Source organism: Pseudomonas saudimassiliensis (assembly GCF_000939975.1).
GTDB lineage: Bacteria > Pseudomonadota > Gammaproteobacteria > Pseudomonadales > Pseudomonadaceae > Halopseudomonas > Halopseudomonas saudimassiliensis.
Window position 1 is genome coordinate 291,444 of record NZ_LK391969.1, and the last position, 13,043, is coordinate 304,486.

Sequence of the window (13,043 nt, forward strand, 5' to 3'; positions counted from 1 at the left end):
GCATGCAGCCCAGCCTGAGTCCGGCCTATGTGCTGCATAGTCGTCCCTATCGGGACAGCAGCGCCCTGGTCGACCTGCTGACCCTGCACCAAGGCTTGCAGCGCGTGGTGTGGCGTGGTGCCCGGGGGCAGCGGCGGAAATTGGCGCCACAACCCTTCGTACCGCTGCTGGTGGGCATGATCGGGCGCAGTGAGCTGAAGACCCTGACCCAGGCCGAGGTCGCCGGCGGGTTCGCCTTGCTGCAGGGCGAGCTGCTGTTCAGCGGTCTCTACCTCAACGAACTGCTGGTGCGCCTGCTGCGCCCCGGTGACGCCCAGCCGCTGCTGTTCGCCGGCTATCAGCAGGCGCTGGAACAGTTGGCCCAGGGTGCTGCGGTGGAACCCATACTGCGGCGCTTCGAATGGCAACTGCTGGACATTCTGGGCTATGGTTTCAGCCTGACCGAGGATGCCAGCGGGCGGCCCATTGACGCGCAGCAGCGCTACGTCTGGCATACCACGGACGGGCTGCAGCCGCTATCGGATCCCTTGTTGATCGACGGCGGGCTACCGGGTTCGGCGCTGCTGGCCATGGCCGCCGATGACTGGCAGCAGGCCGATACGCTGCGCGCTGCCAAGCGGCTGATGCGCCAGGCGCTGGGCGCCCATCTCGGCGATCGCCCGCTGGTCAGCCGACAACTTTTTATCCGACAATCCCCACCCCCTGAAGGAGACGAACAGTGACTCAACCGCAACGCGTACTGCTTGGTGTCAATATCGACCACGTGGCCACCCTGCGTCAGGCTCGCGGCACCCGTTATCCGGACCCGATCCAGGCGGCCATCGAGGCGGAGCAGGCGGGGGCGGACGGTATTACCGTGCATCTGCGTGAAGACCGCCGGCACATCCAGGACCGTGATATCCGCCTGTTGGCCGAGGTGCTGCAGACGCGCATGAACCTGGAGATGGCGGTCACCGATGAGATGTTTGCCTTTGCCGAAGAGATCCGCCCGGCCCATGTCTGCCTGGTGCCCGAGCGTCGCGAAGAGCTCACGACCGAAGGTGGCCTGGATGTCGCCGGCGCCGCCGCGCGCATCCAGGAGGCGGTAGAGCGGCTGTCGGGCTATGGCTGCGAGGTGTCGCTGTTCATTGACGCCGACCCGCGGCAGATCGAGGCCGCCCGCGATGCCGGTGCGCCGGTCATCGAATTGCATACCGGGCATTACGCCGATACTACCGGGCGCGATCAGGAGCAGGCGCTGCGCCGCATCCAGGAGGGGGTGGCCTACGCCCGCAAGCTGGGCCTGGTGGTCAATGCGGGTCACGGCCTGCATTATCACAACGTCGAGCCCATTGCGGCGATTCCCGGCATCAATGAGCTGAACATCGGCCATGCGATTATCGCCCGCGCACTGTTTTCCGGCCTGGCCGGTGCGGTTGCCGAAATGCGGGCGCTGATCATGGCAGCCGAAGCAGCCCGGTGATCATCGGCATAGGCACCGACATGGTGCTGGTCAGCCGTATCGAGGCAGTATTGGGGCGTCAGGGTGAGCGCTTCGCCGCGCGTATCCTGACCCCCGAGGAACTGGCCCGTTTTCGCGCCCATGCCCAGCCGGCCCGCTACCTGGCCAAGCGCTACGCCGCCAAGGAAGCCATTCTCAAGGCGCTGGGTACCGGGCTGGCCAAGGGCATGTCCTGGCAACATATGCAGATCGACAATGACGCCCTGGGCGCACCCCATGTGGTGCTCAGTGGGGTCGCCCTGCAGCGGCTGCAGCAGGGCGGGGGCGGGCGCATGCTGTTATCGCTCAGCGACGAGCGCGAACAGGCGTTGGCCTTTGCCCTGTGGTCAGCTGACTGAAGCGTCCAGCAGGCGATCGATGGCGGTCAGCAGGGCGAGTACCGCGCCGTGGCTGTCCCGGTCCTGCTTCAACAGGGTTTCCGCTTGCTGGCAGCGCGCCCGCAACTCCGGCGCGCCGCAATAACGGCTGGCGCCGTGCAGCTTGTGGACACGCTCCAGCAAGGCCTTGCGTTCGCCCTGTTCCAGGGCGCTGCTGATGGCCTGACGGTCATCCGGCAGCCCCGCCAGCAGCATCTGCAGCAGGTCTTCGGCGAGGTCGGCCTTGCCGGCCGCCAGCCGTAGACCTTCCTCAAGATCAATCGCCGCCAGGCTGTCCGTTGGAACCGGCTCCATGCTCGGTGCGCCTACGGTGCTCGAATCTTGCGCCGGGGCGGCCGGGGGCGCCGGTGCGGCTGGCTGGGCAGGTGCCATGCCGGTCCATTTGTTCAGACTGTGGCGCAATTGCTCGGTGGTAATGGGCTTGGTCAGGTAATCGTTCATCCCGCATTGCAACAGCTCCCGGCGCTCCGTCGTCAGGGCGTGGGCGGTTAACGCTACGATGGGCACCGGGTCGAACCCAGCGATCTCTTCGCGCAGGCGCAGCTCGGCGGTCGTCTGGCGGCCATCCATGCCGGGCATCTGCACGTCCATGAAGATCAGGTCGACCATCTGCTCGGTGAGCAGCTCCAACGCTTCCTCACCGCTGGTGGCCAGCAGGGAATCCACCGCCATGTCGGCCAGGAAGGCCTCCAGCAACTTGAGGTTGGCCAGGTTGTCGTCGACACACAGCACGCGCAGGTTGTGGACGCCTTGCCGCGCCGGGGAGGGGGCCGCCAGCGGGTCGTTGCCCAGCAGGTGCATCACCGCGCGATGCAGTTTACGGGTACAGACCGGTTTCGATACCGTCTGGCACATCGAGCGGGGCAGTTGATCCAGTAGCGGATAATGCTCGGTGGTGTCGGTCAGCACTATCGTCTTGCAGATGTTGAGCTCCGACCATTGGCGAGCCATTTCCAGGGTGTCGCCCGGGGCCGTGGCGGTATGGCGCACGCTGATCAACGCCAGCTGCAACGAGTCGTCGCGGTTGGTGCGCGAGGTCAGCGCCTCGTGCAGCTCCTGGGTGTTATCGAAGACCCGTACCGACAGGCCGAGGTCCTCAAGGTTGTGCAGCAGCATCTGCCGGCTCAGCAGTTGCGGCTCCACCAGGGCGGCACGCATCCCCAGCAGGGGCTTCTCCGGTAGTTCGTCCTCACTGTGGGCGGAGCGGGCGAGCCGCAGGGTGAGCCAGAACTCCGATCCTTCGCCGGGCTGGCTGCGCAGGCCGATCTCGCCATGCATCTGTTCCACGAGGCGTTTGGAAATGACCAACCCCAGGCCGGTGCCGCCGGTCTGCCGGGAGATGGAATTGTCGGCCTGGCTGAACGCCTTGAACAGCGACTTCTGCTGGGTCGGTGACAGGCCGATGCCGGTATCGTTGACGCTGATGCGCAGCAGTACCTGGTTGGCATCCTGATGTTCAGCCATGACCCGCACGCTGACGGAGCCTTCATGGGTGAACTTGATGGCATTGCTGATCAGGTTGGCCAGGATCTGCTTCAACCGCATGGGGTCGCCGCTCAGGCCCAACGGCGTATCCCGGTAGATGATGCTGACCAGTTCCAGCCCCTTGTCGTGGGCGCTGGGGGCGAGCATGGTCAGGGTGTCGTCGATCAGGTCACGCAGGTTGAACGACAGGTTCTCCAGGATCAGCTTGCCGGCCTCGATCTTGGAAAAATCGAGGATCTCGTTGATGATCGCCAGCAGGTTGTCGGCGGATTTTTCGATGGTCGACAGGTACTCCTGCTGTCGGCCGCTGAGCTCGGTGCGCTGCAGCAATGTACTGAAACCCAGGATGCCATTGAGCGGGGTGCGCAGCTCGTGGCTCATGTTGGCCAGGAACTCGGACTTGATGCGGCTGGCTTCCTGGGCGGTCTTGCGCGCCAGGTCCAGCTCGATGTTCTGGATTTCGATGGTTTCCAGGGTCTGGCGCAAATCCTCGGTGGCCTGGTCGATGTTCTGCTGCAGCTCGCCCTGGGCGCTCTGCATGGTCAGTGCCATGGTACTGACGCCCTGTGCCAGGTCATCGAGTTCGCGGCTGCCCTGTTCGCCCAGGCGAATGTCGAAGTGCCCCTGGCTGATCTGGCGAATGGCGGCGTTGATGCGGCCCACGGGCTCGGTGATACGCCGGCCCATGATGCTCACCACCAGCCCGGTCAGGGCCAGGCCGAGGATGATGGTGATCAGTGTGGCCAGCAGGTTCTGGTAGCGCTCGAGCAGCAGATTGCCGTGGGCCAGCTCCACCTCCAGCCAGCCCAGCAGGCTGTCGGCCGCCACCTCCGGGTGGGCCTGGCGGTTGGTCAGCTCCGGTCTCGCCAGCAGCGGCATGATGAAGCGACTGCTGTGTTTACTGCGCTGGATCTGCAGGCCGGTACCCGCGGTGATGGTGAGGCCGGTCAGCGGCTCGCCGGCGGGGTACATCTGCGGCCCGCGGTGCTGCAGGGGCCGCATGTCGACATCATGCAGACTGAGCGAGCGAACATCGGTATGGTTGAGGGCTGCCTCGAGCAGCAGGCCGAAGCGCGCGACGTCGCCATCCAGCAGCGCGTCGGCGGCGGGGCGCTGGAGGTACTCAACGGTCATCAATCCCCGTTGCAGCAGTTGCTGTTCGGCCTCGCGCATCTGCTGCCAGCTGAAGTAACCGCCCAGCGCCAGGGCCATCAGGCCGGTGGGGACGAGTGTCATCAGCAATACCCGGGCATTGAGGCTCAGATGGCGGCGAGGACGTAGTGGGGCGTCGGTGGATCCTGGCTGGTTCAATGTATATCCCTCTCCCTGTTGCCGGTATCATAGTTCAAAAAGCACGGCCGGACAGCGCATCCGGTTTCCGCTCTATCCCGAAGGAAAAAACATGACTAGCGAGTTCCCAACCATTGCCGACTGCATAGGCAATACGCCCCTGGTGCGGTTGCAGCGCATGGCGGGCGATACCGGCAATACCATCCTGCTGAAACTGGAAGGCAACAACCCGGCCGGTTCGGTCAAGGACCGTCCCGCCCTGTCGATGATCCAGCTCGCCGAACAGCGCGGCGACATCCGGCCCGGTGACACCCTGATCGAAGCGACCTCCGGCAACACCGGTATCGCCCTGGCCATGGCGGCGGCCATCATGGGCTACCGCATGATCCTGATCATGCCGGAAAACTCGAGCGATGAGCGCAAGTGGGCCATGTCGGCCTACGGCGCCGAGCTGATCCTGGTCAGCAAGGAGCAGGGCATGGAAGGGGCGCGGGACCTGGCCGAGACCATGCAGCGCGAAGGCAAGGGCAAATTGCTGGACCAGTTTGGCAATCTGGACAACCCGGAAGCGCACTACCGTACTACCGGCCCGGAAATCTGGCGCGATACCGGCGGCCGGGTCACACATTTCGTCAGCTCCATGGGCACTACCGGCACCATCATGGGTGTGTCCCGTTACCTGAAAGAGCAGAACCCGGCGATCCAGATCATCGGCCTGCAGCCCACCGAGGGCGCGGCAATCCCCGGCATCCGCCGTTGGCCCCAGGCCTATCTGCCGAGCATCTTCGACAACCGGCGGGTGGACCAGGTGGTGGACATGAGCCAGCAGGAGGCCGAAGAGACCATGCGCCGGCTGGCCCGGGAAGAAGGCATTTTCTGCGGGGTGTCCTCCGGTGGCGCCGTGGCCGCGGCATTGCGCCTCAACGCTGAGGTACGCGACGCCATCATCGTCGCGATCATCTGTGATCGCGGTGACCGCTACCTGTCCACCGGGGTCTTTGACAGCCGCCCATGAACAGATTCCGCGGCAAACCACGGCGGGCGCCCGATGCGCCGGCCGCCATCGGGCAGCGCATCGAACTCACGCTGGAACGTCTGACCCACGATGGCCGTGGCATCGGCCGCTGGCAGGGGCGTACCGTCTTCGCCGAAGGCGGCTTGCCGGGGGAGAAGGTTGACACCCGGGTGCTGCGCGCGCGCAGCAAACTGATCGAAACGCGGGTGGAGCGGGTGCTGGAGGCCAGCCCGGAGCGGCTGCCGCCGCCGTGTCCGCATTTCGCCCTCTGTGGTGGCTGCAGTCTCCAGCACATGCCCCGGCAGACCCAGCTGGAGATCAAGCAACAGGCGTTGGCCCAGCAATTGCAACATTTCGCTGGGCTGCAGCCGATGCGGTGGATGCCGGCGCTGACCGGCCCGGACTACGGTTATCGCCAGCGCACGCGCCTGTCCATGCGCTGGGATCGCCAGGCGCAGCGGTTAGTGGTGGGCTATCGGCAGCGGGCCAGCAGCGAGCTGGTGGAGGTGGCCGAGTGCCCCGTTCTGGTGCCCGTGCTCGACCGGGTGCTGCAGGAATTGCCGGGGCTGCTGCAACAGTTGGATGGGCGCGCCGGGCTCGGCCACATCGAACTGATTGCCGGTGAGCACCCGAGCATGGTGGTGCGCCATTTACAGCCGTTGTCGCCGGCCGATCACCAGCGGCTGCACGAGCTGGCCGCGCGCCACGGCCTGGTGTGTCGGCTGCAGCCCGAGGCCGCCGGGCCTGCCCAGGCACTCTCGGCCGAGGCGCCGGAGCCAGCCTACCGCCTCGCTGACCAGGACCTGACGTTTAGCTTTGCCGCGGGCGACTTCACCCAGGTCAATGCGGCGCTCAATCAGCAGATGGTCAACCAGGCGCTGGCGTGGCTGGCGCCGCAGCCGGGCGAGCGCGTGCTGGACCTGTTCTGCGGCGTCGGCAACTTCGCCCTGCCCATGGCCCAGGCCGGGGCGCTGGTGACCGGCATCGAAGGCAGCGCCGACATGGTGGCGCGGGCCGCCGATAACGCCCGGATAAATAATCTGGCCGGTGTGCACTTTTACCAGGCGGACTTGTCGAAGCCCGAAGCAATTAAGTGGGTAAATGACGATTACCAGGCCGCCCTGCTGGATCCGCCAAGGGATGGGGCAGCCGAACTCGTAACGCTGCTGGCGCACCGGAAATTGCAGCGCATACTCTATGTATCCTGCAACCCGGCCACCCTGGCACGTGATGCGGGTATTCTGGCGGAATCAGGTTACCGATTGGCGCAGGCGGGGGTAATGGACATGTTCCCCCAGACTGCCCATGTAGAAGCCATGGCACTGTTCGTGTCAGGCGAGGACAGAACGTAATGGTACAAGTCAGAGAAGATCATCCGGTGAATAAGGATGGGACTGTCAATCTCGATGCCTGGATTGAACGGGTCCAGCGCCATGTGCCGCTCCCCGAGCCCGAGGTGCTGCGCCAGGCCTGTGAGTGGGCCTGCGAGCTGGATGAGGCGTCGAGTGGGACGGAGCACCACTGGGCCAATGGTGCCAGCAGTTACCGTACCGGCCTGGAAATGGCCGAGATCCTGGCTGACCTCAAACTGGATCAGGATTCGCTGGTAGCGGCGGTCATCTATCGGGCCGTCCGTGAGCACAAGACCGAGCTGGCGGAAGTCGAACGGCGCCTGGGCCCGAATGTGGCGACGCTGGTCGACGGTGTCCAGCGCATGGCGGCGATCAGCGTGTCGCAGAACCCGCCCAAGACCAACACCTTCAATACCCAGTCCCAGGTGGAAAACCTGCGCAAGATGCTGGTCACCATGATCGATGACGTCCGCGTCGCCCTGATCAAGCTGGCCGAGCGGACCTGCGCCATCCGTGCGGTGAAGGATGCGGATGATGAAAAACGCTACCGCGTCGCGCGAGAAGTGTTCGATATCTATGCGCCCCTGGCCCATCGCCTGGGTATCGGCCATATCAAGTGGGAGCTGGAGGACCTGTCCTTCCGCTACCTGGAGCCGCACAAGTACAAGCAGATCGCCCAGTTGCTGGACGAGCGGCGGCTGGACCGCCAGGAATATATCGAGTCGGTGATGGACCAGCTGCGCAACGAGCTGGAGGAGGCCGGCATCGAGGGTGACATTTCCGGGCGGGTCAAGCATATCTACTCGATCTGGCGGAAGATGCAGAAAAAGGGCATCGACTTCAGTCAGGTCTATGACGTGCGTGCAGTGCGGGTGCTGGTGCCGCAGGTGCGCGATTGTTATACCGCGCTGGGCATAGTGCACAGCCTGTGGCGGCATATTCCCAACGAGTTCGACGATTATATCGCCAACCCCAAGGAGAATGGCTACCGGTCGCTGCACACCGCGGTGATTGGCCCCGGCGGCAAGGCCCTGGAAGTACAGATCCGTACCCATGCCATGCATGAGGAGGCGGAGCTGGGCGTGTGCGCCCACTGGCGCTACAAGGGCACCGACGTCGAGAGCAACTCCACCGCCTACGAAGACAAGATCGCCTGGCTGCGCCAGGTGCTCGAATGGCACGAGGAAATGGGCGACATCGGCGGCCTCGCCGAGCAGTTGCGCGTCGACTTCGAGCCGGACCGTATCTACCTGTTCACTCCCGATGGCCACGTGCTGGATGTGCCCAAGGGCGCGACGCCGCTGGACTTTGCCTACCGCGTGCATACCGAGGTCGGCCACCATTGCCGCGGGGCCAAGGTCAACGGTCGCATAGTGCCGCTGACCTATGTGCTGCAGACCGGCGAGCAGGTCGAGATCATCACCGGTAAATCCGGTGGCCCCAGCCGCGACTGGTTGAATGCCAACCTCGGCTATGTGCATACCTCGCGCGCCCGGGCGAAGATCCAGCACTGGTTCAAGCAGCAGGACCGTGAACAGAACGTGCAGGCCGGCAAACTCATGCTCGAGCGGGAACTGACGCGCATGGCGCTCAATGGCGCCGACTACGCCAAGCTGATCGAGCGCCTGGGCATCCGCAGCCAGGAGGACCTGTTTGCCGCCGTGGGGTCGGGTGATATCCGCATGGCGCATGTGGTCAATGTGGCCCAGCAACTGGTCGAGCCGGACCGGCATAACGAGCCCGTGGAGCTGGTCGCCCGGCGGCCCAGCAAGCCCGGGCGGCGGGGCGATGTCCATATCCAGGGCGTGGGCAATCTGCTGACGCAACTGGCGGGCTGCTGCCAGCCGGTGCCGGGCGACCCGATTGTCGGCTATATCACCGTCGGCCGGGGTGTGACCGTGCACCGGGCCGACTGTGCTACGGCCATGCAACTGCAGGATCGTGAATCGGAACGGCTGATCGAGGTGAGTTGGGGTGGCGAGCCGGTGCAGACCTACCCGGTCGAGATCTTCATCAAGGCCTACGACCGCTCGGGACTGCTGCGCGATGTCTCGCAGCTGCTGGCCAACGAGAAGATGAACGTGCTGGAAGCCAGCACCCGCACCAACAAGGACGACAACTACGCCAGCATGCTGCTGACCATCGAGATTCCCAACCTGCATCTGCTGGGGCGGTTGCTGGCGCGCATCGGCCAGTTGCCCAACGTGGTCGAGGCCCGCCGCAACCGGCAGGAGCGCCGGGCATGAGCTACCAGCTGGATGACCTGCTGTACCTGATGGAGCGCCTGCGCGACCCACAACACGGGTGCCCCTGGGATCTCAAGCAGTCCTTCGCCAGCATTGCGCCCCATACCCTGGAAGAGGCCTATGAAGTGGCCGACGCCATCGCCGAGGAGGATTTCCCCCAACTGGCCGGTGAAGTGGGCGACCTGCTGTTCCAGGTGGTGTACTACGCGCAGTTGGGCCGTGAAGCAGGGCATTTCGACTGGAATGACGTGGTCGATGGCATCACCCGCAAGCTGGTGCGGCGCCATCCCCACGTGTTTCCGGATGGCGACCTGCGCACGCCACCCGGCACGCTGCATCTGGACGAGCAACAGATCAAGGAGCGCTGGGAACAGATCAAGGCCGAGGAGCGGGCCGAGAAAGCCGTGGCGCCGGAACAGTTGTCGCTGCTCGACGATGTGCCGCGGGCCTTGCCGGCGCTGAGCCGGGCGCAGAAGCTGCAGAAGCGGGCCGCCGCAGCCGGCTTCGACTGGCCTCAGGTGACGCCGGTGATCGACAAGATCGCCGAGGAGCTGGACGAGGTGCGCGAGGCCATTGGCCGGCGGGAGCACGACGCGATCGAAGAGGAGCTGGGCGACCTGCTGTTTGCCATGGTCAATCTGACGCGCCATCTCAAGGTCGATGCCGAAGCCGCGCTGCGCAAAGGCAACGAGAAATTCGAGCGGCGGCTGCGTTATATCGAGCAGACCCTCACCGCCGCTGGCGAGCGTTTTGCCGACACCCCGCTGGATCGACTGGACGCGCTCTGGGACCAGGCCAAGCACCAGGGACTCTGAACGCTGCAGCCGCGACATGATGTCGCGGCGCTGCTTTTGGCCGGGAGAAACCACGGTACGCCGGTTCCCCATCGCCACCCTCGACGCTGGTTGACAAGGCGCAATCAGCTTGTGCATAACCAGCTCTGCGTGTATGTTGAACCCCCTTTTCGTTTTGCGAAACGGTAGCGAATTCTCTGCTTCCACCACTCGGTGAAGCATGCCAGCCCCCGATGGCACGTCGCGGGCGGCCCCGGTTTCAGTCAGATTGAGGAGTTCAACATGCGCGTCATCCTTTTGGGTGCCCCAGGCGCCGGCAAGGGCACACAGGCCCAGTTCATCTGCCAGCGGTTCGGCATTCCGCAGATTTCCACCGGCGATATGCTGCGTGCGGCGGTCAAGGCGGGAACCGAGCTGGGTCTGCAGGTCAAGGAAGTCATGGACAGTGGTGGGCTGGTGTCGGATGAGCTGATCATCGGCCTGATCAACGAGCGCATCACCCACGGGGACTGTGCCAACGGTTTCCTGTTCGACGGCTTCCCGCGCACCATTCCCCAGGCTGAAGCCCTGGTCGAGGCCGGCATCAATATTGACCATGTGTTGGAAATTGCCGTGGATGATGAGGAAATCGTCGGCCGTATCTCCGGGCGTCGCGTGCATCCCGGCTCGGGTCGCGTTTACCACCTCGAACACAATCCGCCGCGTGAAGCCGGTCAGGATGATGTGACGGGTGAAGCCCTGATCCAGCGCGAAGATGACAAGGAAGAAACCGTGCGCAAGCGTCTGCAGGTGTACCACACCCAGACCCAGCCGCTGGTGGAATTCTACCGCGCCCTGTCCGCATCCACCGGCACCCCCAAGTGCTCCCGGGTGGAAGGCGTTGGCAGCGTCGAGGAAATCACCAGCCGGGTGCTGGCAGCGCTGAGCTGATCAACGCGCCTCGCGCCCAAAGCCCGTGTCGGTAACCGCCGCACGGGCTTTGCTGTTTGTTACAATCGCCTTTTTCCCACCGTGATGACCCCATGACTGCCACCTTGCTTGCCCTGGATACCGCCACCGAAGCCTGTTCCGCTGCCCTGTTGCATGAGGGGCGCCTGTTCCACCGGCTGGAAGTGCAGCCGCGCATGCATGCGCAATTGCTGCTGCCGATGATCGGCGAGTTGCTGGCCGAGGCGGGCATTGAGCTGTCGCAGGTGGATGCGCTGGTATTCGGCCGCGGTCCGGGCGCGTTCACCGGGGTGCGGATCGCCACCGGCATGGTCCAGGGCTTGGCCTTTGCCAGCGGCAAGCCGGTGATCGGCATTTCCAACCTGGCGGCCCTGGCCCAGCGCGCCTGGCGCGAGCATGGGGTGGAAGAGGTTTGTGCCGCCATCGATGCGCGCATGGATGAGGTCTATTGGGGCTGCTATCACCTGGTCGACGGCGTCATGACGCTGGTAGGCAGCGAGCGGGTGGTGGCGCCGGAGGAGGTTGAGGTTGCCGCTGGGCTGGCCGCGCCAGCCGGCGCGGGCACGGGCTGGCAATATGCCGAGCGGCTAGCGGTGAAAGTCGAACGCAGCTGGCCGCAGATGCTGCCCGATGCGACCGATCTGCTCAGTCTGGCGTCTCCGGCCTGGCAGGCGGGGCAGGTGCTGGACGCGGCTGATGCCCAGCCGGTATACCTGCGGGATAAGGTCGCCACACCGAAGGTCGGGTGATTTTGCGTTTTTTCTGCCCCGGGCTTACCCTTTGATTCTGTGCTATCTGCGGAGTTGACCCCCTTATCATGCGTCTGGACGGCTACAATCCAGCCTCTGCGCTGCCGCCTCGCCCCACGCGTCCTGCCGCGCCGGTGGCCGATCGCGTGCCGCCTGCCGCCCAGCCAACGCCGGTCCCGGTCCGCACCAGTGCCGCCGCAGCGCAGCAGCCCGCCGCCGCGGGTGAATATATTCCGGCGCGCCAGGGTGCGACACAACCGGTGCATGGCCATGTCAACCAGGCGCTGGCCAGTTATCAATCCATGGCCAGCCTCCCGGACGCCGATGCGGACGGCTTCTTTGGTATCGATCTGTTTGTCTGATTTCGCTTTCCGTGTCTGATTCCACTCCCCAGCTGATCCTCGGTTGTCCGCTATGGGCTGAACCGGCCTGGCGAGGCGCGCTGTATTCCAGCGGCGCCGATGCCGATCAGCGCCTGTATGAATATTCCCGGGTCTTCGCCGCCGTGGAGGGCAACACCACCTTCTATGCGCTGCCGGGGCCCGAGGTGGTGGCTCGCTGGGCCGAACTGCTGCCGGCGCAGTTCCATTTCTGCGCCAAGCTGCCCCGGGAGGTCAGCCATGCCGATCGCCTGGATGCACGTCGCCCCGAGCTGCTGCAGTTTTTCCAGCGTATGGCTCCGCTGGAGCAGCGCCTGGGGCCGGTGTGGTTGCAGCTGCCGGCGCGGGTCGGGCCGCAGCAACTGGACCAACTGGTCTGGTTTCTTGACGCCTTGCCCGCTGATTACCCCTACGCCGTGGAAGTCCGGCATCTGGACTTTTTCCGCAAGGATGACAATGAACAGCAACTCAACCGGATCCTGCACGAGCGTGGTATCGAGCGCATCATGTTCGACAGCCGCGGCCTGTTCGCCAGCAGTGCCACCGATGCGGCAACCCTGGACGCCCAGAGTCGCAAGCCGCGCCTGCCGGTACATGCCGTTGCCCTGACCGACCGTCCCACGGTGCGCTTTACCGGCGGCATGGATAACGCCGCGAGCCTGCAGTGGCTCGAGCCCTGGCTGGGCAAGTGTGCCCAGTGGCTGAGCGAGGGGCGCCGCCCCATTCTCTTCATGCACACTCCGGATAACCGTCTGGCCCCAGAGCTGGCCCGGCTGTTCCATGCCCGCTTGCAGCAGCAGTTGCCCGCTTTGCCGCCCATGCCGGCCTGGCCGGGTGAGTTGCAGGAATTGGAGAAGCCGCAGCAGGGTGGGCTGTTCTGATCAGGCTCCCCGGGTTGCGGTAAAC

General features: G+C 64.9%; 12 protein-coding genes. 11 read left to right on the forward strand and 1 reads right to left on the reverse strand.

The genetic code is table 11. The features are described 5' to 3' along the window. Positions 1 to 2: 2 nt before the first annotated feature. From recO to acpS, 3 genes are read left to right on the forward strand one after another with little or no spacing between them, the layout of a single operon-like run. Entirely contained in the window at positions 3 to 722 is a 720-nt protein-coding gene (gene recO, locus VG99_RS01495) for a DNA repair protein RecO (RefSeq protein WP_044497945.1), read from the forward strand. Continuing rightward, positions 719 to 1,462, forward strand: a complete 744-nt coding sequence (gene pdxJ, locus VG99_RS01500) for a pyridoxine 5'-phosphate synthase (protein WP_044497946.1) — start codon at positions 719 to 721, stop codon at positions 1,460 to 1,462. Before recO ends, pdxJ begins: the two co-directional genes overlap by 4 nt. After that, positions 1,459 to 1,839 (forward strand): holo-ACP synthase, encoded by a 381-nt coding sequence (gene acpS, locus VG99_RS01505; protein WP_044497947.1) that lies wholly within the window; start codon positions 1,459 to 1,461, stop codon positions 1,837 to 1,839. The genes pdxJ and acpS overlap by 4 nt, the downstream gene beginning before the upstream one ends. Here acpS and VG99_RS01510 read toward each other — a convergent pair. Then, entirely contained in the window at positions 1,828 to 4,599 is a 2,772-nt protein-coding gene (locus VG99_RS01510; protein WP_044497948.1) for an ATP-binding protein, read from the reverse strand. The two genes, acpS and VG99_RS01510, sit on opposite strands and share 12 nt — an antisense overlap. Positions 4,600 to 4,765: 166 nt before the next feature. Here VG99_RS01510 and cysM point away from each other — a divergent pair, with 166 nt between their 5' ends. The 8 genes from cysM (at position 4,766) to VG99_RS01550 (ending at position 13,018) form a co-directional block, all read left to right on the forward strand. Further along, the gene (cysM, locus tag VG99_RS01515) at positions 4,766 to 5,668 is read left to right on the forward strand and encodes a cysteine synthase CysM (RefSeq protein WP_044497949.1); all 903 of its coding nucleotides are present in this window, start codon (positions 4,766 to 4,768) and stop codon (positions 5,666 to 5,668) included. Beyond that, the gene (rlmD, locus tag VG99_RS01520; RefSeq protein ID WP_044497950.1) at positions 5,665 to 7,020 is read left to right on the forward strand and encodes a 23S rRNA (uracil(1939)-C(5))-methyltransferase RlmD; all 1,356 of its coding nucleotides are present in this window, start codon (positions 5,665 to 5,667) and stop codon (positions 7,018 to 7,020) included. Before cysM ends, rlmD begins: the two co-directional genes overlap by 4 nt. Beyond that, complete coding sequence (relA, locus tag VG99_RS01525) at positions 7,020 to 9,266, forward strand: GTP diphosphokinase (RefSeq protein ID WP_044497951.1); 2,247 nt, start codon at positions 7,020 to 7,022, stop codon at positions 9,264 to 9,266. The genes rlmD and relA overlap by 1 nt, the downstream gene beginning before the upstream one ends. Next, positions 9,263 to 10,081, forward strand: a complete 819-nt coding sequence (mazG, locus tag VG99_RS01530) for a nucleoside triphosphate pyrophosphohydrolase (RefSeq protein ID WP_044497952.1) — start codon at positions 9,263 to 9,265, stop codon at positions 10,079 to 10,081. The genes relA and mazG overlap by 4 nt, the downstream gene beginning before the upstream one ends. Positions 10,082 to 10,342: 261 nt before the next feature. Then, positions 10,343 to 10,990, forward strand: a complete 648-nt coding sequence (gene adk, locus VG99_RS01535) for an adenylate kinase (RefSeq protein ID WP_044497953.1) — start codon at positions 10,343 to 10,345, stop codon at positions 10,988 to 10,990. Positions 10,991 to 11,082: 92 nt separating this feature from the next. Next, positions 11,083 to 11,757 carry a tRNA (adenosine(37)-N6)-threonylcarbamoyltransferase complex dimerization subunit type 1 TsaB gene (gene tsaB / locus VG99_RS01540; protein WP_044497954.1) on the forward strand — a complete coding sequence of 225 codons (675 nt, stop codon included), beginning with the start codon at positions 11,083 to 11,085 and terminating at the stop codon, positions 11,755 to 11,757. 68 nt (positions 11,758 to 11,825) lie between these two features. Continuing rightward, positions 11,826 to 12,119, forward strand: a complete 294-nt coding sequence (locus VG99_RS01545; protein WP_044497955.1) for a hypothetical protein — start codon at positions 11,826 to 11,828, stop codon at positions 12,117 to 12,119. A gap of 11 nt (positions 12,120 to 12,130) precedes the next feature. After that, positions 12,131 to 13,018 (forward strand): DUF72 domain-containing protein, encoded by an 888-nt coding sequence (locus VG99_RS01550; RefSeq protein ID WP_044497957.1) that lies wholly within the window; start codon positions 12,131 to 12,133, stop codon positions 13,016 to 13,018. Positions 13,019 to 13,043 lie beyond the last annotated feature (25 nt).

Excerpts from the sequence above, each read along its gene's own strand:
- relA (WP_044497951.1), top strand. The coding sequence starts at position 7,020 with ATGGTACAAGTCAGAGAAGATCATCCGGTGAATAAGGATGGGACTGTC.
- cysM (WP_044497949.1), top strand. The coding sequence starts at position 4,766 with ATGACTAGCGAGTTCCCAACCATTGCCGACTGCATAGGCAATACGCCC.
- mazG (WP_044497952.1), top strand. The coding sequence starts at position 9,263 with ATGAGCTACCAGCTGGATGACCTGCTGTACCTGATGGAGCGCCTGCGC.
- adk (WP_044497953.1), top strand. The coding sequence starts at position 10,343 with ATGCGCGTCATCCTTTTGGGTGCCCCAGGCGCCGGCAAGGGCACACAG.
- rlmD (WP_044497950.1), top strand. The coding sequence starts at position 5,665 with ATGAACAGATTCCGCGGCAAACCACGGCGGGCGCCCGATGCGCCGGCC.
- tsaB (WP_044497954.1), top strand. The coding sequence starts at position 11,083 with ATGACTGCCACCTTGCTTGCCCTGGATACCGCCACCGAAGCCTGTTCC.
- VG99_RS01545 (WP_044497955.1), top strand. The coding sequence starts at position 11,826 with ATGCGTCTGGACGGCTACAATCCAGCCTCTGCGCTGCCGCCTCGCCCC.
- VG99_RS01510 (WP_044497948.1), bottom strand. The coding sequence starts at position 4,599 with ATGACACTCGTCCCCACCGGCCTGATGGCCCTGGCGCTGGGCGGTTAC.
- recO (WP_044497945.1), top strand. The coding sequence starts at position 3 with ATGCAGCCCAGCCTGAGTCCGGCCTATGTGCTGCATAGTCGTCCCTAT.